Origin of the sequence: Aeromonas sp. R7-4 (assembly GCF_040908055.1) — a bacterium.
Taxonomy (GTDB): Bacteria; Pseudomonadota; Gammaproteobacteria; order Enterobacterales; family Aeromonadaceae; genus Aeromonas; species Aeromonas sanarellii.
This window is the reverse complement of the sequence record NZ_JBFODA010000031.1, coordinates 204647-224559: the sequence shown is the minus strand read 5'-3', so window position 1 is coordinate 224559 and position 19913 is coordinate 204647. Positions and strand designations below refer to the sequence as shown.

The window sequence follows — 19913 nt, the reverse complement described above, 5'->3', positions numbered from 1 at the left end:
TAAAGAGGTCTAACCAGTCCCATTTTATGAAAGTTTCATCCGCAAGTACAAAAAAATCTCGGCGTACAACTGTACCAGGCGCGGGAGTGGTCACTAACATGCGGGGGAAAACGGGCAGGAAAACGATTGAGATAAGGGTCGCAAACGAGAAAATATCGGGGCCGAAAAAGGGGAAACAGGCGGGGCCCTTGCCATCGCAACGCCCCGCCGCCGTTACCGCCCGCGGGCAGACCACCAGGCGGTGCGGTGCTCCTCGTCCAGGAAACTCCAGGCCAGGATCCGGCTCACCTTGTTGCCCTGCGCCATGTCGATCACCCGAACCTCCCGTGCCCCCGCCCGGGTCAGCGCCTTGCGGGCGGCCGGCAGGTTCTCCTTCTTCGAGACCAGCGAGCTGAACCAGAGGCATTGGGCGGCAAACTCCCGGCTCTGCTCTATCATGGCCGCCAGAAACGCCGCCTCGCCCCCCTCGCACCAGAGCTCGGCCTTCTGACCGCCGAAGTTGAGCACGGGGGCCCCGGTCACCGCCTTGCCCTGACCCTTGCCTAGGTTGCGCAGCTTGCGCTCCGTCCCCTTGCTCGCCTCCGCCAGCGAGGCATGGAACGGCGGGTTGCACAGGGTCAGGGCGAAGTGCTCCTTCGGCTCCAGGATGCCGCGAAAGATATGTCCGGGGTTGCCCTGATGACGGCACGCGATCTGGCTGCCCAGGCCATTGCTCGCGGCCAGCAGGGCCGCCGCCTTGACCGACACGGGATCGATGTCAGACCCCACGAAACGCCAGCCATACTCCCGGGCCCCCAGCAGGGGATAGATGCAGTTGGCCCCGACGCCTATGTCCAGCACCCTCACCCCCTTGCCGGTCGGCACCTTGCCGGCACTCTCCGCCAGCAGATCCGCCACCCGGTGCAGGTAATCGACCCGGCCCGGAATGGGCGGACAGAGGTAGCCCGGCGGCAGATCCCAATGCGCAATGCCGTAGTGCAGCGCAAGCAGCGCCCGGTTCAGCGCCTTGACGGCGGCCGGATCGGCGAAATCCAGGGTCCGGGTGCCGTGTTCGTTGATGAACACGAAGGGCAGCAGCTCGGGGGTGCGCTGACAGAGCGCATCGAAGTCGTAGGGGGCCTGATGGCGGTTGCGCGGGTGCAATCCGGATTTGTGCTGGGGCTTCATGCTGGACCTGCCGAGGATCAAGGGGGCCACACTATAGAGAGTCGGCCAGGGAAAGTCTAAACGAGGGTCATAAAAAAACCGGGCCCTTCGGGGCCCGGTTCAAGTGAGGTTGGAAAAACAGTCCGTACTGCGAGCCGTTTGTCCAGCCTGACTCAGATATCGATCCGGCGTGCCTGCCAGAACTTGCTGCGCCAGTAAGAGCTGTCGAGCTTGGAGCGCGTCACCCCGGCGCGGGTGGAGGCATGGATGAATTCGCCGTTGCCGACATAGATGCCGACGTGATTGAGACGGGGATTGATTTTGAAGAAGACCAGATCCCCTTCGACCAGCTCCTGTTTGGAGACCCGGGTCCCCTCGTGTACCTGGGAGCGGGTATCGCGGGGCAATTCGATGCCGACGGCGTTGCGGAACACTTCACGGGCGAAGGCGGAGCAATCGATGCCTCGCTGGCTGCTGCCCCCCATGCGGTAAGGAACGCCACGCCACTCTTTGTATACGGTCAGGATTTCGTTGACATCAGGGGTGGTTGAAACTTCGGGTTCAATCACGGGCTCCATCATGGAAACCTCGATCTTACTCGCGACCTCGGGTTGGGGTGCCGAGGCACAACCCACCATTCCGAGCGCGACCAGCAGTAGCATCAGGTGGCGCAATCCTTTATCCCCGCAAAAGAGTGAAACTTGTTAAAATGCAGCCCGAGAGGGCAATTTATAAGGCAACAGCACCCGACTATATCCAAGAATTCTATCGAGGCAAGCGAAAATCCCAATCGATCTCACATTTTTGCAAGGAAATGCTCTGTTTAGCGCAATTTATGTGATCATGACCAAACAATATACAATCTGGGAAGTACCGGTTTTGCCCTCGTCAAACCGGCTGTTATCGCTACTTCGCCCCCATTTTTAAGTGAAATATTATGCTCTCTGCGGATCTCTATTTGTTAAATACGGCATGTGTCGATGCAGGGCAGTGGCTCAGTCTGCCGTCCGAGCTCTCCCCACAGGAACAGGGCCACTGGCACGAGATCCGTCAGCCCGGCCGCCAGCGGGAATACCTGCTCGGCCGGGTGCTGCTGCGCCGTCTGCTGGCAGAGCGACTCCACTGCCCTCCCGATGCGCTGGCATTTTCCATCGGCGAGCATGGCAAGCCCGCACTGCGCAGCCACTCCTGGCAGTTCAACCTGAGTCATAGCGGGGAGTGGCTGGTGCTCGCCCTCTGTCGGGAGGGGCCCCTCGGCGTGGACATCGAGATGGGGTTGCGCCGCCGGCCCGTACTGCCGCTGGCTGAGCGCTTCTATGCCCCGGGCGAACACAGGTGGCTGTGCAGCTTGCCGCCACAGGAGCAGGCGTCCGCCTTCTACCGGCTGTGGGCACGCAAGGAGGCGGTACTCAAGGCCCATGGTGCCGGCATTGCCGCCGGACTGGACAAGATCTGTTTCATCCCGGCGCAGGGATGGCGGCTGGAGAATCGCCTCGATGCCCGCAACTATGAAGTGAGCGACTGGCGGGTCGGCAACGGCTGGCTCAGCCTCGCCGCCCCGACCCGCCAGGTCAGCGCCCATCTGCTGGATGCGCGCTTGAAATCCACCCCGTTGGACCCCATGTTGATCCACACCATTTTCCGAGAGTCAGCCTCATGATCGTCGACATCACTCCCCAGAATTTTCACGCCGAACTGATCGATGCATCCCTGAAGAAGCCGGTCGTCATCTATTTCCACGCGCCGCAGATGCCGGAATGCCAGGGCATGACCCCCCTGGTGGAAGCCCTGGTCGGCCCGGCCAATCCCGGCGTCACCCTGGCCAAGGTCGACATGAACGATCCCCAGCTGCAGCCGCTGGCCAGCCAGCTTGCCCTGCGTGCCTTGCCGGCACTGGTGCTGTTCCATCAGGGGCGCCCGGACGAACAGGCCATCCTCGAAGGTCCGCAGGATGAAGCCACCCTGCGCCAGTACTTCGCCGCCTTTGCCCCCAAGGAAGAAGAGCTGCTGCTCGAACAGGCAAAGCAGGCACTGGCCGCGGAGCAGGCCGATGTGGCGCACAGTCATCTGAGCAAGGCCCATCGCCTCGCCCCCGAGCGCCACGACATCAGCCTCTGGCTGGCACAGGCCGCGCTGGATCTGAACCTGCTGGATGAAGCCCAGTCCCTGCTCGCCGCCATCCCCATGGTGGCGCAGGACGATCACTATCAGACCCTGAGCTCCCGCCTCTCTCTCGCGCAGCAGGCCAGCGACAGTCCGGAGCTGCGCGCACTGGAGCTGCGTCACGCCGAACAGCCGGACGACGCTGCCATCGCCCAGGAGCTGGCGGTGCTCTACAGCCAGGTTGGCCGCCAGGAGGAGGCCCTGGCCTTGCTGTTCACGATTCTCAAGCGGGATCTGGCCTTTGGGGATGCCAAGAAGATCTACCTCGACGTGCTGGCCACCATGGGCGCACACCCGGCGGCACAGAATTACCGCCGCAAGCTCTACAGCCTGCTCTATTGATCGAATGGGAAATCAGGACGGGGAATGCCGATCAGTCGGCATTGCCTTGTTCAGGCGGAGTGAAACGCGGGGAATAACCAAATTTCAGGCAAAAAAAAATGGCGCATTGAAATGCGCCATTTTTTCGCATGGATTACTTCTTGTAGGAAGTAGCCATGTTGTCGATGCGCTGGTTAGCACGCATAGCTTCTTGCTTGGCTTCTGCAACATCAGCAGCGATCTTGGACTGATCAGCACGAACAGCGCTAACATCTTGAGCCAGTTGGTCAACTTTGTTAGACAGATTCTGAACGGAAGTTTCCAGTTCGCTGGTGTTTGCACAACCGCCCAGCAGAGCGGACAGACCAACAACACCTACCAACAACATTTTTTTCATTTTTAAAAGCTCCCTTTAACTCGCCAGACGTTTAGCAAGCGGCGTGATTATGGCACAAAAAAATCATAGTTTGGATAGGCCCCATCACAGATAAATGCGTTAAAACCCTCATTTTTTTTTAGTTGCACACTTTATGCGCAAACTTTAAGCAAAAATAAGTGTCCCTGGATGAGGTTCGTGCAAAGCGTAACCAAATTTTCGGCTTATTACAATTTCGTATGAGGCTCAGGCCGAACGCTCTGACAGCAATTGACGATATTGCACCAGATCCTCGATGGTCAGCACCGGCATCCGATGCTGACGACCGAAGGCCACCAGGTCGGGCAGTCTGGCCATGGAGCCATCCTCCTTGGTCAGCTCGCACAGCACCCCGTAGGGTTTGAGGCCGGCGAGTTGCATCAGGTCGACCGTGGCTTCGGTGTGACCGCGCCGGGTCAGCACGCCCCCCGTGCGGGCGCGCAGCGGGAAGACGTGGCCAGGGCGATGCAGGTCGGATGGTCTGGCACCGTCTGCAATGGCCGCGCGGATAGTGGTGATGCGGTCGGCGGCGGACACCCCGGTAGTCACCCCCTGCGCCGCTTCTATGGTCACGGTGAAGGCGGTCTGGTAGTGGCTGGAGTTCGCCTCCACCATCATGGGCAGTTCGAGCTGGCGGACCCGCTCATCGGTCAGACAGAGGCAGACGATGCCGGAGCACTCGCGGATCATCATGGCCATCTGTTCGTTGGTCATGGATTCTGCGGCGAAGATGAGGTCCCCCTCATTTTCCCGATCTTCGTCGTCGGCCACCAGCACACCCTGGCCGGCACGCAGTGCGGCCAGCGCGGCCTCGACGCGAGCAATGGGATCACCGAATTCACTGAGCAGAGACTGATTCATGGTAAGACTCCTAAAAAAGACAAGGACCAGAATCAGGGCATGGAAAGGCAGACAGAGGCAGGCATGCGGCGGCCAACCCACGGGGGGCTCGCCAGCATTATCTGTCTTATCCTCTTTCATCCGGACTATGACCGTCGGCTCCGGCATCTCACCGGATCTGCTGACCCCGAACCGGTCCAAGACCGGGTCGGGCGCTCGCGGGCTCCCCGAGTCACATCGGGATACCGCCGGTGGGGAATTTCACCCCGCCCTGAGAATAAGCGCAGACAGCCTAAAGAAAAAAGGCACAGGATGCCAGCCCAAAACCCATCAAAGACCAAGGGGCACAGGCGGCGAACCGGCCCACCCACCTGCCACTCCGATTCACGGCGCGCTGTCCTTTCTGATTTTGTTTGTGGCATAGTGCCAGCAAAAACGTGCAGCCCGCGCAGACTCGGGCGCCAACAACACAAACGGAATCATGACAGAGATGGAAAAGAAAATACTGCTGACCGATTGTCCCGACGCCAAGGGGCTCATCGCCAAGATCACCAACATCTGCTACAAGCACCAGCTCAACATCAACAAGAACGACGAGTTCGTGGACCACGAAAACGGCCGCTTCTTCATGCGTACCGAGCTGGAAGGACGCTTCAACGACGAGACCCTGCTGGCGGATCTCGACGACGCCCTGCCGGCGGGCGCCCAGCGCCGCCTGGTCAAGGCGGGCAAGAAGCGCATCGTCATCCTGGTGACCAAGGAGACCCACTGCCTGGGCGACATCCTGATGAAGAACTATGCCGGCGCCCTGGACATGGACATAGTGGCGGTGATCGGCAACTACGACACCCTCGCCGAGCTGACGGGCAAGTTCGACATTCCCTTCCACTGCGTGAGCCACGAGGATCTCAGCCGTACCGAGCACGAAGAGCAGGTGCGCACCCTCATCGACGGCTACCAGCCGGATTACGTGATCCTCGCCAAGTACATGCGGGTGCTCACCCCGAGCTTCGTGGCGGCCTATCCCCGCAAGATCCTCAACATCCACCACTCCTTCCTGCCCGCCTTCATCGGCGCCCGCCCCTATCGCCAGGCCTTCGATCGCGGGGTCAAGCTGATCGGCGCCACCGCCCACTTCGTCACCGACGATCTGGATGAGGGCCCCATCGTCGAGCAGGACGTGATCCACGTCGACCACACTTTCAGCGCCGACGACATGGCCAAGGCTGGCCGTGACGTGGAGAAGTCCGTGCTGAGCCGCGCCCTGGAGCTGGTACTGAACGAACGGGTGTTCGTCTACGGCAACAAGACGGTGGTGTTCAAGTAAGCCGCCGCCAGCCATCCAGCAAAAAGGCTCCCGAGGGAGCCTTTTTTCATCGCGCGGCACTCATGGCTGCAGCGGCAGACCGTTGACGGTGAGCTGCCCCTTGTCGAGCTTGAGCTCGGCCTGGAGCTGCGCCTGCTCCGCCTTCAGATACCCCAGGGCGGTGAACTGCGCCAGCATGGGGGCCAGCTGGGGAACCGCCTGACCCAGCTTGTCACCCAGGTGGGCATGGAGCAGCCCCGACAGGGCCTGCATCCCCTCCTCGCTACCCATCAGCTGTGCCAGGGTCGTTGACGCCAGCCTGGCCTCCCCTTGCAGGCTGACGGGTTCACCGTTGAGCCGGGCGCTGAAATCCGTCAGCTGCAGCGTAACGCCCCGCTGGAGCATCTTGTCCAGCGCCTCCTGGATGGCAGACTCATCCACCCGCTGACCGCTCACCTCCTGCAGTGTCTGATACCCCTCCAGATCCAGCCCGTTGAGCGCCAGGTCCAGGTTGCCTTCGGTCAGCGTCAGGCTGTCCTCCTCGCTCTCCAGATTGAGGGTTTCCACCTTCATCTGGTAACGGCTGGAGAGGGTCTGGGCGTCGTCCCCCGCCAGCTGGGTGGCCGTGGAGAGCCCCTGCAGGGAGATCCTGATGTTCCCCGGCTGCGTCAGGGTGAAGGCGGACAGGGTCGCATCGCTGCGGGGGGAGAGCCAGAGGCCGCTGATCTCGGCCATGTCGGCACTGCCCTTGAGATCGGCCAGGGCCAGATCCATCTTGCTCTGCGCATCGTGAACCGTCATGCCCAGCCACTGGACCGTCATGTGGCCGTTGCCGTCGAGATCCCCGCGATAGTCGCCGCTCAGGGGCAGGAAGTTGAACTCGTTCATCCCCTCTCTGACCTTGAAGTCACCGACCCAGAAACGGGAACTGTTGCTCATGGTCCAGAGGCTGCTGGCCGACTCCGCTCCCAGCTGCCACTGCTGCATGCCAAGGGAGCTGAATATCGGCGCCAGGGTGCCCTGTGCGGTATCCAGCAGCAGGTGGCTCTTGATATAGAGCGGCAGCATGCGGCTGTTGAACGCGAACTGCATCTCGATGGGCTCGCTCCCCGCCAGCTGGGGGTCCAGGCTCGCCAGCGTCTCTGGCGGCACCACCACCTTGAGCATGCCGTCACGGGCGAACAGGTGCTCCGTGGTAGGGTGCCAGGTGATCTCGATCCCGCTCTCCTGCTGCGCCCTGGCGATCTGTTCGGCCAGGATCCGGTCGAACGTATTGCCCGTGTACCAGCAGGCGCCAAGCCCCCCGACCACCAATACGGCCCCAACGGCCAAGGCCACTTTTTTCTTCATCTGTTCTGTTTCTCCACATTATTCGATGGCGGGTGCATGGGCGCACTCTACGGGGAGGATGGGAGGCCACGCAAGCCGGATGAGGCCGCCGGGTCCACGCTCCATTGTCACAGCAGGGGGCTGAACAGGTAGAAGATGTTCTCAAGCAATTTTTTGTACCAGGGCCTCGCACGCCACCTGGTCAGGGACATGGGGGTCGCCTCCAGCATGTAGCCCTGCACCAGCTGGTTCATCTCGGCGACAAACACCGGGTTGTCGATGAGCAGGGTGACTTCGAAATTGAGCCAGAGGCTGCGTCTGTCCAGATTGACCGTGCCCACCAGAGCGAAGTCATCGTCCACCAGCACGCTCTTGGTGTGCAGCAGGCCGGCATCGTAGCGGTAGATCTCGACCCCGGCCGCCAGCAGATCCTCCATGAAGGAGTTGCTGGCGTGGTTGGCCATCAGGGAGTCGTTGCGCGCCGGCAACACCAGTTGCACCAGCACGCCCCGGGCCGCCGCCGAGGAGAGCGCGGCCGCCAACGGGTCATCGGGCACGAAATAGGGGGTGGTCAGCACCAGATGGTGGCGGGCCTGATAGATGGCCAGCAGCAGGCTCTGCTGGATGCAGTCCCCCCCGACGAAGGGGCCTGAGGGGATGAGCTGGGCCCGGTAGTTGGTTTGCGGCCAGGCCTCGGGCTCGTGCTGCAGGCTGTCGAGCAGGCGCTCGCCGGTCTCCATCTCCCAGTCCCAGACGAAGGTGGACCACATCAGCGGCACCACGGGCCCCTGCACCCGGATCATGATGTCGACCCACTGGCCGACCCCGGCATCCTGCTTGAAGAAACGCGGATCCACCATGTTCATGGAGCCGGTGTAACCGACCCTGTCGTCGATCACCACCAGCTTGCGGTGCATGCGCAAGTCCTGGCGCTGGAAGGGGATGCGCCAGGCGCCGACCGGCAGCACCTCCACCACCTTGACGCCGGCCGCGCCCAGGGTGTTCGGCCAATGGGAGCGGAAGAAGGTCTTGCTGCCGACGGAATCGAGCAACACACGACAATCCACGCCGCGTGCCGCCACCTCCATCAGCGCCTCGCACACCGCGTCCACGTCCCCGCCGGGATGCCAGATGTAGAACTCCAGGTAGCAGGATTGGGAGGAGCCCCGGATGTCGCGCACTATCTCCTGGATGATGGTGTCGGGCTTGTGCAGCAGCGTCATCCGGTTGCCGGAGAGCATGGGCATGGCCAGCCGGCCCTGGATCAGATCATGGAGCGGACGGGCCTTGCTCCCCACCTCGCAACAGTGCTGCGGGAAGAGGCGAGCCAGCTGGCGGATCCAGATGGCGTAAGGGCGGTACATGGCCTGGGCGCGCTCCGCCCGCTTGCGGCCGAGCCGGATCTCGCCGAACAGCACATAGAAGCCGACCCCGGCGAAGGGGATGGCATAGATGAGGGCCAGCCAGGCCAGCGACACCCCGATGGGACGCCGCTTCATCACCACCCGCAGGGAAATCCCCGCCACGATCACGGTGTGAAACAGCAGCAACAACCAGCCGAGAAAGCGGGAAAACAGCAACTGAATGTCGTATTCCAGACCGTCGAGCAAGGCGACTCCTTGGTGTGTTGAACAAGTGGCATGGGCAGATCCCACAAGGCCGGAATGGTATGCTGTAGGACAAACCCATTCTATCAGGTCGTTAGCATGATCCTGCAATCTATGCTGCTGAGTCTGGCCATGCTAGGTCAAGGCTCATATGACATCAATGAGCAGCAGATAAATCAGTACCTGCAATCCCAGGTGCAAGTGGACAAACAGCTGGAACTGCCCGGCATCATCAAGGCCCATGTGAAGCTTGAGCAGAGCGATGTGCAGATCGGCCGCCAGAGTCCGGACACCGCCAGGGTGTTTGGCAAGGGCAAGCTGAAGATAGCGCTGCCGGACCAGACCGAGTACGACGCCCTGCTGAACATGACCTATGAGGCGAGGCCCCGCTACGACAAGGCCCAGAGCGCGCTCTTTCTCGACAACATGAAGCTCGTCGACTACAAGCTGGAGCCGGCGGCGGCCGAGCAGAAGTTCGGTTTCATGTTGCGCATGCTGCTGCAGAGCATGGAGAAGCGGCTGGAGACCCAGCCCGTCTACAGGCTCGACGACAAGGATCCCAATCAGGCCTGGCTCAAGGAGAATCTGCTGGGGCTGGAGCTGTCACCGGGCAAGATCCACCTGCTGACCAAGCCACAGTGACGCCTCAGTTGAAGACGGGAGCCCTCGCCTGACGCACCAGCAGCTCGATCTGGTAACCCTGTTCGCGCTGCTGGTGGTAGAGGGCATGAAGTGGCCCGTCGAGTTCGTGCAGGGGAAGGTGGTCGAAGCCGGCCTTGAGGTAGAAGGGCTTCTCGAAGGGCAGGGCATGGCAGATCACGGGTTTGTCCAGCAGACCGCGGCAGGCATGCTGCAACAGCCGGGAGCCCAGGCCCAGGGACTGGTAATGGGGCAGCAGCCGGAAACCGCACAGATGGTAGTACTCCTGCTCGTCGCGCAGACGCACAGCACCCACCAGCCAATGGGCGTCGCGCACCACGAAGATCCGCTCGGCCAGGTCCGGCACATAGTGGGAAAAAGTCGTTTCGTAATAGTCCCTGATCAGGGACAGATCCGCATCACAGTACTCTTCGAATCTGAGCTCCATCGCCCGCCTGCTTGTCATACCCATGTCGCTCTGGCCACCCCGCCTTCTCCTGACCCATCATCCGGCCCCACGAAGAGATCTGACCAGAGTGGAGCCACAGCAAGATAACACGGCTTTAACTTACAAAAAAGCCAATAGCCTGATGGAAAAGACGACGCTGTGGGCACGATGCCGTGCCGGACATCGGCCATTCCCCTGCCCTTTGCAGCCATCCGGCCCCCTCTTTCCTGAACTTTTCCTGCGACGCTCCGCCGGCGGACTTGTTCTGTCCCGCCCCGGATGCTTTACTCAACGTGGCTAACGAGGCTTAAGGAGCAAGCCGTTGAAAGCATGGATGTTGCTGGGCATGATCCCGCTGTTTTCCCACCTTGCCTGGGGCCAGATGCCGCCACCGGCCGAGGTGGTGATCCTGACGCCGGAGTCGATAGCCCCGGCTCCCAAGCCCCAGACAGTGGCCGCCGCCACGGCCCCCCTATCCTCGCCACCTCCCGGGTCCGCCACGCCCGCCAGCCGCCAGATCCAGGTCTACAAGTCGGTGCAGAAGAACGGGGTCATCCGCTACTCCGACATGATGCCGGAGCAGGGCCACTACGAGTTGCTGCTGTTCAACGACTGCTATGCCTGCGATCCCGCCTCCAAGGTCAACTGGCGCACCACAGGCCTCTTCCTCTATGACTACGCCAGCACCATCAAGGCGGCAGCCAAGGCGTATCAGGTCGAGCCCGCCCTCATTCGGGCGCTGATCCACGCCGAATCCGCCTTCAACCCCCTGGCGGTCTCCCGCAAGGGGGCCATGGGGCTGACCCAGCTGATGCCGGCCACCGCCCGCGAGCTGGGGGTCGGCAACGCCCTGATGGCGGAGCAGAACATCTTCGGCGGGGTGAAGTACCTGGCGGGGCTGCTCAAGCAGTACGACGGCAACGTCGCCCTGGCCACCGCGGCCTACAACGCAGGGGCCGGCGCGGTGCAAAAGCATGGCGGCATCCCGCCCTACGCCGAGACCCGCGCCTATGTGGAGCGAGTCAAACTGCTGCATCAGCGCTACAAGGAGATGCTGAGCGCCCGGGGCCTGTAAGCCCCTGGCAAGACACAAGCCCGGCGTCATCCCTTCCCATCCGTCATGCCGAGACCCGCGCCTATGTGGAGCGGGTCAAGCTGCTGCACCAGCGCTACAAGGAGATGCTGAGCGCCCGCGGTCTGTAACCCCTTCCCTCTTTCAGCCGGCCGAACAATACTGCGGGCCCTTGGTGGCCCGTTTTCGTGCCCGCCAGAAACAAAAAAACACGCCCCGGGGCGTGTCGATACCACACGTTGTTTAGCAACACATCACTCTTTCGTGGCGATCACACGATAGGCCAATGCACCCAGAATGGCACCGACGATGGGGGCAACCCAGAACAGCCAGAGCTGGCCGATGGCCCAGTCACCCACGAACAGCGCCACACCCGTGCTGCGCGCCGGGTTGACCGAGGTGTTGGTCACCGGAATGCTGATGAGGTGAATGAGGGTCAGGCACAGGCCGATGGCGATGGGCGCGAACCCGGCCGGGGCACGGCTGTCGGTGGCGCCCATGATGACGAACAGGAAGAAGCCGGTCATCACCACTTCACACACCAGGGCCGCCAGCAGGCTGTAGCCGCCGGGGGAGTGCTCGCCATAACCGTTGGAGGCAAAACCGGCGCTCACATCAAAACCCGCTTGCCCGCTGGCAATGACATAGAGCACGCCACCCGCCGCGATCCCGCCAAGCACCTGAGCCACTATGTAGGGCAGCACGTTGGAGGCCGGGAAACGACCACCGGCCCAGAGCCCGACGGTCACGGCCGGGTTCAGGTGGCAGCCGGAGATATGACCGATGGCATAGGCCATGGTCAGCACGGTCAGGCCGAACGCCAGGGCCACGCCCAGCAGACCTATCCCCACGTTCGGAAACGCGGCGGCCAGCACGGCGCTGCCGCAGCCCCCCAGCACCAGCCAGAAGGTCCCCATAAATTCAGCAGCAAAAGGTTTCACTCTTGTCTCTCCCCATGATGACTAACACAGGAGCCAGGAAAGGCTCATACGAACACTGTTATTAAACAGGCGCCATATTATGGGAGTGTGGCGGCACAAGGCGAAGCCGGCCCACACCAGGGGGAATGTGTGATCTTAATCACAAGTTGTTGATTAGGTAGAAAGAACCAGTCCCGCCCCATGGGGCTTTCTCATGGGAGTCCCCTGAGGAGGTGCGACAAATCGTGACTCAATCAGCGCTTTTGCCAACAGGCGCCGACATCTGGCTCACCCTTCTCTCGCACTCTGCCAAGGCGGAGCACCAGGCTCAGCGATAACGTCCGCGCACCGAGCCGCTGGCCTGGCCCGCCATCCGGATCAGGCTCTGGCGGGTATGGAAGTGGCAGAGCGCCACCCCGAGGGCGTCCGCCGCATCCGCCTGGGGGGTGGCCGAGAGCTTGAGCAGGTGCATCACCATGTGCTGCACCTGCTCCTTGCCCGCGCCGCCGGTGCCCACCACCGCCTGCTTGATCTGGGTCGCCGAGTACTCGCTCACCGGCAAGCTGGCATTGACCGCCGCGACGATGGCGCTGCCACGGGCCTGGCCGAGTTTCAGGGCCGAGTCCGCGTTGCGGGCCATAAAGACCCGCTCGATGGCAAACTCGTCCGGCTTGAACTGGGTGATGATCTCGCTCACCCCGTCGTAAACTTGCTTGAGGCGGGACGGCAGCTCGCCCAGGTCGGTACGGATGCAGCCGGACCCCAGGTACTGCGCCTTGCCGGAGACGATGCGGATGACGCCGTAACCGGTGATCCGGGAGCCGGGGTCGATCCCCAAGATAATGCTCATGAGACTCTGCTGTGTTGAAGGCTGTTCATGGCGGCCAAGATAGCAAACTCGCCCCCGCTTGGCTCGCGCGGCAGCGCCCAGGTCGCCTGACTGCGCAGGGATGCGCCATCTTGTACAGTGGTCTGCCGCTTCTCTGGCCAGTTATGCCGGCCGGTTGCGACGGGGTCACTCCCCCGCCAGGGTCACCAGTCGTTCCGCCAGCCGGTGGCCGTGCAGATAGCTCTCAATCAACGCCTCGTCGGCCCGACCCAGCTCAACCTGCCGATACCAGTGATCGAGCATCGCCACGAAACCCCGGCTCGCCAGCACCGGCTGCCAGTCGTCCGGTGCCAACATCTGCACGGCCTTGTCCCGCGCGCACGTGCCCCGGGTGCAGTTTTCGATATGCAGGGAGAGGTTGTCGCCATAGGCGTCGATGCGCTCCTCCGTGATGCCGGCGCTACGGTTCATGCTGCCGCTCACCGCCGTCTGCCCGCTCTGCCAGGCCACGCTCGCGCTCACCAGCATGTCCGGATCCTGCGCACTGCGCCGCAGCACGGCATGAAGATCCCCGTCCGGCACGCCGCCGTAGAAGCAGAGGCTGTCAAGCACATGGATAAAGTCGTCGAACAGGAACTGGCGTGGTGCCCCAGGCAGATAGTGTCTGTGCTTCTGCCAGTGCAGCTCGGTGAGCTGCTCGGCACGAGCAGCCCCCATGGTGGGCAGATAGCGGCGGTTGAAACCCACAAAGAGCGGGCAGCCCTTCGCGATGGCGAGATTGGCGAGCGCCTCCACCTCGGCGTAATCAAAGCAGAGCGGTTTGTCCACAAAGGTGGGGATGCCTGCCCGCAGACATTGTTCGGCCAATGCGAAGTGCACCGAGGTGGCGGCATGGATCATCACCGCATCCGGGCGGCTAGCCAGCAACGCCTCCACCTCGGTAAAGCACTCGGCGATCCGGTACTGGCGGGCCAGCTTGCCTAGCACAGAGGGACTCCGGGTGCAGAGCAGTGGGGTGACTCGCTCGTCGCTCGCGAGCAGCGGCAGATAAGCCTTCTGGGCGATATCGCCAAGGCCTACGAGGGCAATGCGCATGGGGACTCCTTGTCATGAGTGCGATGGCACAGGGTAACATCTCGCTCGTACCTGGCACATCCGATGGACTGCACGCTGGCCAGTCACCGGCCCTGTCAGGTGGGGGAGTTTCCTTGCTGGCTCCATCTGGCTAAGATACCTGCTTCACGCGATACCCCATCAAGGAAGACCATGCATCACTCGACCCTCCACTCTCTGTTTCGCTACAAGGCCTGGGCCGATGGCGAACTGCTGGATGCCCTCGCCACCCTGGATGCCGCGCAATATGGCGAGGCTCACCACACGGCCCTGCGCATCTTCAACCATATCCATGTGGTCGATGCCATCTTCAAGGGCAATCTGCTGGGGGAACCCCACGGCTTCAGTGCCACCAATACCCCGGAAACGCCGACCCTGGCGGCGCTGCGCAGTGCCATCGGCAAGCTAGATGCCTGGTATCTGGATTACGTTGCCAGCCTGAGTCAGGCGGATGGCGAGGCCGTGCTCTCGTTCAACTTCGTGGACGGGGACAAGGGGCAGATGAGCCGCGCCGAGATGCTGCTGCATCTGGTGACCCACGGCGGTTATCACAGGGGAGCCATCGGGCGGCTTCTGGTGCAATGCGGCATCACGCCGCCCCGGGATACCCTGACCGCCTTCCTGCATCGCAACGAACCGGAGCGCCGCGGCGGCTAAACGACAAACGAGGGCGGCCCATGCCGCCCTCTACTAAGAAGATCTGGCCCGCTCTCTGGTATCCAGCCACTTGCCGATTCTGGCCCCCAGCTCGGAGCAGAGCATGGCGCTGACCACAGCCCAGAGTAGCTGGTTGAAATCAAAGTTCGCCTGCTTCTCAAACAGCAGGGGCACCATAAGGTTGAAGCCGATGATCCCCAGCACCAGCCCGAGCCCGCTTCCTATCTTTTCTCTTCTGGATCTGCTCTTTACTGCCATCTCACTGCTCCTGTGCCGGTCTCTTTGTCGGTGCTCGTGCGAGGAATGCCGTGCCGCCTCCACGCAAAATTAATCGGCCGCCAAGATAGCAAAACCGCCCCCGCCTGGCTGCCCTTATCGGCAGCCTGCTGGCACTTTGATGACGGGGTTCAAAAAACCGCAACGTTCTGCTGGTGATATCGCTGCTGATGCTCGCACAGGCGGCTTCGTTTGGCTTACAGTGGCTATCTGGAACCTGTTGAGCTGCGATGGGTTGCTACCAACGCGGGTCAAGGGAGCATTTTGGAAGCTGTCATCCACGGGCGCTAGCGTGAAATTTGACAGCGCTATTCCTTGCTCAGAAAGGTGGGTGTCCCAGATTTCTCTTTTCGCTAATACAGTATTTCCTAAGCATGAAATTGGAAGCCTAGAAACCAAAGAGAAAATAAATTTCGTGAGGAGAATAACGTATGGATACCGCTTTATGTACTCTGGATAACTCACATTGGAAAGCATCAGAATTCTTTGCACTAAGCGATGCCGAGCTACAAACACGCAGACGCAATCTTGTGTGTTCTACATGTGGTGGTGACGCTTGGTTTAGGAAATCAAGCTATGGAAATAAATCACCTCACTTTTGTGCCCACCATATTGATCAATGTATAGAGGCAACAAATTATGAAGTTGTAGGTGAGGGCGATGGTGGAGATGGGCAACCTGCGGCTGAACCAGATAGTGGAATTATTATCGACTTAGGTTTGGATAAGAATTACTCAATAGATGTAAAACAAAAAGATGTTGACCTTCATATTGCCACGGGCCAGCAAAGAGCCCCAATAAAAATTACTAATGCTGGGGGAGTAGATTATCCAGCACACTTAACATTAAAAAACATACTTTATAAATTAGTTCGTTCTGACAAGCTATATTTATCTGATACAAAGGTCGTTCTCCCTGATGATAGATTTCCAGGATTACCAGATAGAGCCAATAAACTTTTTGTTAACTTTAAAGATGTTAGTGAAGCACTGGATCGCCAAAAACGCATCTACTGGGGGTTTATTAGTGATGCAGGATACACTCCTGATGGCAAATTATGGTTAAATGCAGGCCGGCGAACAGATGGACTCAGCGTTGCGATAAATCCCGACATCACTGAAACTTTTAGAGAGTACTTTAAGGTTAAGGAATCGCTAGAACAACTTGAAGGGTGTCATGCATTAATAATTGGCGATTGTTATTATACTAGCACAGGAAAACCTGTGATCTGGTGTGCTAATTTAGATTTCATTGTGTTACGTCGATATAATTTTGACTCTGAAATATAAATAATCGAGCAATCATCAAACATATTAAGTGAGAAAAAAATGCCATACTCAGCAACAGTTTTTAATGTACTAATTGCATCACCATCTGATGTACCAAATGAACGTCAGGCGATCGCAGAAAGTTTACATGAATGGAATGCACTTCATTCAGAAAGCACAGGAAAGGTTCTCTTACCCGTCATGTGGGAGTCACATAGTGCCCCGAGTATGGGTGACCGCCCTCAAGGTATAATTAATGAGTTAGTTGTTAAATCCTGCGACATGTTAATTGGAGCATTTTGGACTCGCATAGGCTCACCAACTGGAATAGAAAATAGTGGAACTGTTGAAGAAATAAAGTGGTTTCTGAAACAGAAAAAACCTGTAATGCTTTACTACTCTGACGCCCCAGTTCAACCAAGTAAAATAGATAATTATCAACTCGAAAAACTTGAAGAATTTAAAACTAGCATTCGCAATCAAGGTATTCAAGAAAGCTATTCAACCGTTGAAGAACTTAAAACAAAACTATCTCGTCATCTAACCATTGTAACACGAGGTATATCTGTTGGAACTGTGGTTACTGCATCAGTTGTTAAAGAGGCTAAAGAATCCACAAAATCTGTTTTGAAAGCCCCATCACCATCTGTGGCAAACACTACAAGCGCTCAAGACTCAATGATTTATCTTGAGGACTACACAGAAAAATCATTTGTAGTTCGTGGTGATACAAAGTCCAAAAAAGAAGAGTTAAAAGCTCTCGGTGGAAAATGGATAAACACCCGAGATGGAAGTTCCGCCTGGAATTTCTCAAAGAAGAAAATAGAAGAAGTAGGTAGGCTTCTCGGAATATCACCTACCTTAAAAAATATATAGTTTTAACATTTTTTGATCTTAAGGATATCGCAATTAAGACCAGATAAATTATGTTGATAGTTTGAACTTACTCCATGGATATAGGAACCATTCAATATATATAAAATAAAAAGGCGACCATCCGGTCGCCTTTTTATTTCTATCGCTTTCCAATCAGAAAAACTCACCGGGCTGGTCGCTTGGCACCGTTTCCTTTTGCTGCGGGCTTGCCGCCTTGAGTTGCAGGTTTAGTTCCCGGCTTGGCGGAGCCTGCACGGGTTGGCGCCTTGCCCTTGTGAGCCGGTTTGCTCTTACCAGCACTCTGGCCTGCGCCTTGCGCGGCGGGTTTGCCATTGCCCGTCTTGCCGCCATGTTTGCTGGCCGCAGGGGCATTGGCTGCGCCAGCCTCGCTGCGGGCGGCCTTGTTGCCAGCCCCATTGCTGCGCTGATGGGTGATGGCACTGTGGCGAGTCAGGGCAGGCTTGAGGCCCTTGTTGCGACTGCGCTCGGCCTTGGCTTCGCCACGGCCTTCCGGCGGCACCAGGCAGTCGGGGCCGTTGCCGATGAGGTGGCCCTTGCCCATCTCCAGCAGAGCTTCGCGGATCATCGGCCAGCCAGCCGGATCGTGATAGCGCAGCAGCGCCTTGTGCAGGCGACGGCGACGCTCCCCTTTCACCACGAACACGTCCCCGCCCTGGCGGCTCACCTTGTTGAGCGGGTTTTTCTCGGTGTAATACATGGTGGTGGCGTTGGCGAGCGGCGACGGGTAGAAGTTCTGCACCTGATCGAGCTTGAAGCGATTGGACTTGATCCAGAGCGCCATGTTCACCATGTCTTCATCCGTGGTGCCCGGGTGGGCGGAGATGAAGTAGGGGATCAGGTACTGCTGCTTGCCCGCCTCTTTGGAATATTTGTCGAACAGCTCCTTGAAGCTGTAGTAGCTGCCCATGCCCGGCTTCATCATCTTGGAGAGCGGGCCCTCCTCGGTGTGTTCCGGCGCGATCTTGAGGTAGCCGCCGACGTGGTACTTGGCCAGCTCCTTGATGTAGCGAGGATCTTCCACCGCGATGTCGTAGCGCACCCCGGAGGCGATCAGGATCTTCTTGATGCCCTTGAGGTCGCGCGCCTTGCGGTAGAGGTTGATGGTCGGGCTGTGGTCGGTGTCCATGTGCGGGCAGATGGTCGGCCAGACGCAGGAGGCGCGGCGGCAGGTCTGCTCGGCCTTGGGGCTCTTGCAGCGGAGCTTATACATGTTGGCGGTAGGGCCGCCCAGATCCGAGATGACGCCGGTAAAGCCCGGCACTTTGTCGCGGATCTCTTCGATTTCTTTGAGGATCGACTCTTCCGAGCGGCTCTGGATGATGCGCCCCTCGTGCTCGGTGATGGAGCAGAAGGAGCAGCCGCCGAAGCAGCCGCGCATGATGTTGACCGAGGTCTTGATCATGTCGTAGGCCGGGATCTTCTCCTTGCCATAGGCCGGGTGCGGCACCCGCTGATACGGCAGGCCGAACACCCCGTCCATCTCGTCGGTTTCGAGGGGGAAGGCGGGCGGGTTGACCCAGATGATGCGATCGCCGTGGGCCTGGGAGAGCGCGCGGGCGCAGCCCGGGTTGGTCTCGTGGTGCAGGATGCGGGACGCGTGGGCGTAGAGCACCTTGTCCTCTTTGACCCGCTCGAACGCCGGCAGCTTGACGTAGGTCTTCTCCCAGGGCTTCTGCTTGGGTGGCTGCACCAGGATGGGCTTGGCCTCCTGCTCCATCGGCGCGGTGCCTTCTTCGTCCGCACAGGGCGCCCCTTCCATATAGGGGTTGGGGATGGGGTCGATGCGGCCAATCTGGTCGAGCTTGCTCGAATCCACCCCGCGCCAGCCCGGCAGCGGCTCCTTGCGGATGACGGCGGTGCCGCGAATGTCCTGCATGGTGTCGATGGTCTCGCCACCTGCGATGCGGTGCGCCACCTCCACCAGGGGGCGCTCGGCGTTGCCATAGATGAGGATGTCGGCCTTGGCGTCGATCAGGATGGAGCGACGGATGGTCTCGGACCAGTAGTCGTAGTGGGCGATACGGCGCAGGGATGCCTCGATGCCGCCGATGACCACCGGGACCTCTTTATAGGCCTCCTTGCAGCGCTGGGTATAGACCAGGGTTGCGCGGTCCGGCCGCTTGCCGCCCACGTCCCCCGGGGTGTAGGCGTCGTCGTGGCGCAGCTTCTTGTCGGCGGTGTAGCGGTTGATCATGGAGTCCATGTTGCCCGCAGTGACGCCATAAAACAGGTTCGGCTTGCCCAGGCGCATAAAGTCATCCTTGGATGACCAGTCCGGCTGGGCGATGATGCCGACCCGAAAGCCCTGGGATTCGAGCATGCGGCCGATCACCGCCATGCCGAAGCTCGGGTGATCCACGTAGGCGTCGCCTGTCACCAGCACGATGTCGCAGCTGTCCCAGCCGAGCTTGTCCATCTCCGCGCGGGACATGGGCAGGAAGGGCGCCGTGCCGTAGCACTCGGCCCAGTAACGGGGATAGGAGAAGAGGTTGGTAACCGGCTGCATTTTGACCACCTGGAACAATTCGGGTCGCGCATTATACCGGCAGAGCCAGGCGGGGGCGACGGCTTTTTGCCCCCACAGAACGCGAGGGGAAAGGGCCGCTTCGAGCGGGTGCCGCGGGTCGGCGTGACAGACTCGGTGTTCATCAACAAGCAGGGCACCCA

At 59.9% G+C, this 19913-nt stretch carries 20 protein-coding genes and 1 riboswitch; of the genes, 8 read left to right on the top strand and 12 right to left on the bottom strand.

All coding sequences use genetic code 11. From position 1 onward, the window contains the following. Positions 1–213 precede the first annotated feature (213 nt). Both rlmF and AB5Y72_RS08475 read right to left on the bottom strand, forming a co-directional pair. On the bottom strand, positions 214–1167 hold the full coding sequence (gene rlmF, locus AB5Y72_RS08480; RefSeq protein WP_368198860.1) for a 23S rRNA (adenine(1618)-N(6))-methyltransferase RlmF: 954 nt from the start codon (positions 1165–1167) through the stop codon (positions 214–216). A 152-nt stretch (positions 1168–1319) separates the two neighbouring features. Continuing rightward, entirely contained in the window at positions 1320–1808 is a 489-nt protein-coding gene (locus AB5Y72_RS08475; RefSeq protein ID WP_042074365.1) for a C40 family peptidase, read from the bottom strand. Between the two features lie 275 nt (positions 1809–2083). Between AB5Y72_RS08475 and AB5Y72_RS08470 the strand changes: the two genes are divergently transcribed. Both AB5Y72_RS08470 and AB5Y72_RS08465 read left to right on the top strand, forming a co-directional pair. Then, the gene (locus AB5Y72_RS08470) at positions 2084–2806 is read left to right on the top strand and encodes a 4'-phosphopantetheinyl transferase superfamily protein (protein ID WP_042074364.1); all 723 of its coding nucleotides are present in this window, start codon (positions 2084–2086) and stop codon (positions 2804–2806) included. Next, positions 2803–3651 carry a tetratricopeptide repeat protein gene (locus AB5Y72_RS08465; protein ID WP_318161798.1) on the top strand — a complete coding sequence of 283 codons (849 nt, stop codon included), beginning with the start codon at positions 2803–2805 and terminating at the stop codon, positions 3649–3651. Before AB5Y72_RS08470 ends, AB5Y72_RS08465 begins: the two co-directional genes overlap by 4 nt. Positions 3652–3784: 133 nt before the next feature. Here AB5Y72_RS08465 and AB5Y72_RS08460 read toward each other — a convergent pair whose 3' ends face one another. Both AB5Y72_RS08460 and ribB read right to left on the bottom strand, forming a co-directional pair. Next, a complete protein-coding gene (locus tag AB5Y72_RS08460) occupies positions 3785–4027 on the bottom strand; it encodes an Lpp/OprI family alanine-zipper lipoprotein (RefSeq protein ID WP_010634682.1) in 243 nt (80 codons plus the stop codon). A 225-nt stretch (positions 4028–4252) separates the two neighbouring features. Then, on the bottom strand, positions 4253–4906 hold the full coding sequence (ribB, locus tag AB5Y72_RS08455; RefSeq protein WP_102948765.1) for a 3,4-dihydroxy-2-butanone-4-phosphate synthase: 654 nt from the start codon (positions 4904–4906) through the stop codon (positions 4253–4255). A 104-nt stretch (positions 4907–5010) separates the two neighbouring features. Next, positions 5011–5168, bottom strand: a riboswitch (FMN riboswitch). A 207-nt stretch (positions 5169–5375) separates the two neighbouring features. On the opposite strand from ribB, the gene purU reads away from it, so the two are divergent. Next, positions 5376–6212 carry a formyltetrahydrofolate deformylase gene (gene purU / locus AB5Y72_RS08450; RefSeq protein ID WP_042074361.1) on the top strand — a complete coding sequence of 279 codons (837 nt, stop codon included), beginning with the start codon at positions 5376–5378 and terminating at the stop codon, positions 6210–6212. 60 nt (positions 6213–6272) lie between these two features. Here purU and AB5Y72_RS08445 read toward each other — a convergent pair whose 3' ends face one another. After that, a complete protein-coding gene (locus AB5Y72_RS08445; protein ID WP_209793838.1) occupies positions 6273–7541 on the bottom strand; it encodes a DUF945 family protein in 1269 nt (422 codons plus the stop codon). A gap of 107 nt (positions 7542–7648) precedes the next feature. After that, positions 7649–9130 (bottom strand): cardiolipin synthase, encoded by a 1482-nt coding sequence (cls, locus tag AB5Y72_RS08440; RefSeq protein WP_219142536.1) that lies wholly within the window; start codon positions 9128–9130, stop codon positions 7649–7651. 96 nt (positions 9131–9226) lie between these two features. Between cls and AB5Y72_RS08435 the strand changes: the two genes are divergently transcribed. After that, a complete protein-coding gene (locus tag AB5Y72_RS08435) occupies positions 9227–9769 on the top strand; it encodes a DUF1439 domain-containing protein (RefSeq protein WP_042074357.1) in 543 nt (180 codons plus the stop codon). A gap of 4 nt (positions 9770–9773) precedes the next feature. On the opposite strand, the gene AB5Y72_RS08430 is transcribed toward AB5Y72_RS08435, so the two are convergent. Then, positions 9774–10232: a GNAT family N-acetyltransferase gene (locus AB5Y72_RS08430; RefSeq protein ID WP_042074356.1), complete on the bottom strand. Its 459-nt coding sequence runs from the start codon at positions 10230–10232 to the stop codon at positions 9774–9776. A 316-nt stretch (positions 10233–10548) separates the two neighbouring features. Between AB5Y72_RS08430 and AB5Y72_RS08425 the strand changes: the two genes are divergently transcribed. After that, a complete protein-coding gene (locus tag AB5Y72_RS08425; protein WP_042074355.1) occupies positions 10549–11289 on the top strand; it encodes a lytic transglycosylase domain-containing protein in 741 nt (246 codons plus the stop codon). Positions 11290–11540: 251 nt separating this feature from the next. Here the strand turns inward: AB5Y72_RS08425 and aqpZ are convergent, their stop codons facing one another. From aqpZ to AB5Y72_RS08410, 3 genes are all read right to left on the bottom strand, one after another. Then, positions 11541–12227, bottom strand: coding sequence for an aquaporin Z (gene aqpZ / locus AB5Y72_RS08420; protein ID WP_042074354.1), 687 nt, complete (start codon positions 12225–12227; stop codon positions 11541–11543). Between the two features lie 307 nt (positions 12228–12534). Next, a complete protein-coding gene (gene ruvC, locus AB5Y72_RS08415; protein ID WP_042074353.1) occupies positions 12535–13056 on the bottom strand; it encodes a crossover junction endodeoxyribonuclease RuvC in 522 nt (173 codons plus the stop codon). A gap of 165 nt (positions 13057–13221) precedes the next feature. After that, positions 13222–14130 (bottom strand): Gfo/Idh/MocA family protein, encoded by a 909-nt coding sequence (locus AB5Y72_RS08410; protein WP_368198856.1) that lies wholly within the window; start codon positions 14128–14130, stop codon positions 13222–13224. A 171-nt stretch (positions 14131–14301) separates the two neighbouring features. Between AB5Y72_RS08410 and AB5Y72_RS08405 the strand changes: the two genes are divergently transcribed. Continuing rightward, positions 14302–14805: a DinB family protein gene (locus AB5Y72_RS08405; RefSeq protein ID WP_125117423.1), complete on the top strand. Its 504-nt coding sequence runs from the start codon at positions 14302–14304 to the stop codon at positions 14803–14805. Positions 14806–14838: 33 nt separating this feature from the next. On the opposite strand, the gene AB5Y72_RS08400 is transcribed toward AB5Y72_RS08405, so the two are convergent. Further along, on the bottom strand, positions 14839–15063 hold the full coding sequence (locus tag AB5Y72_RS08400; protein WP_368198855.1) for a hypothetical protein: 225 nt from the start codon (positions 15061–15063) through the stop codon (positions 14839–14841). 449 nt (positions 15064–15512) lie between these two features. On the opposite strand from AB5Y72_RS08400, the gene AB5Y72_RS08395 reads away from it, so the two are divergent. Together AB5Y72_RS08395 and AB5Y72_RS08390 are read left to right on the top strand one after the other, a co-directional pair. Next, entirely contained in the window at positions 15513–16370 is an 858-nt protein-coding gene (locus tag AB5Y72_RS08395; protein ID WP_368198853.1) for a hypothetical protein, read from the top strand. 39 nt (positions 16371–16409) lie between these two features. Next, positions 16410–17225: a hypothetical protein gene (locus tag AB5Y72_RS08390; RefSeq protein ID WP_368198852.1), complete on the top strand. Its 816-nt coding sequence runs from the start codon at positions 16410–16412 to the stop codon at positions 17223–17225. Between the two features lie 163 nt (positions 17226–17388). Here AB5Y72_RS08390 and AB5Y72_RS08385 read toward each other — a convergent pair whose 3' ends face one another. Beyond that, on the bottom strand, positions 17389–19752 hold the full coding sequence (locus AB5Y72_RS08385) for a YgiQ family radical SAM protein (RefSeq protein ID WP_368198851.1): 2364 nt from the start codon (positions 19750–19752) through the stop codon (positions 17389–17391). Between the last annotated feature and the right edge of the window lie 161 nt (positions 19753–19913).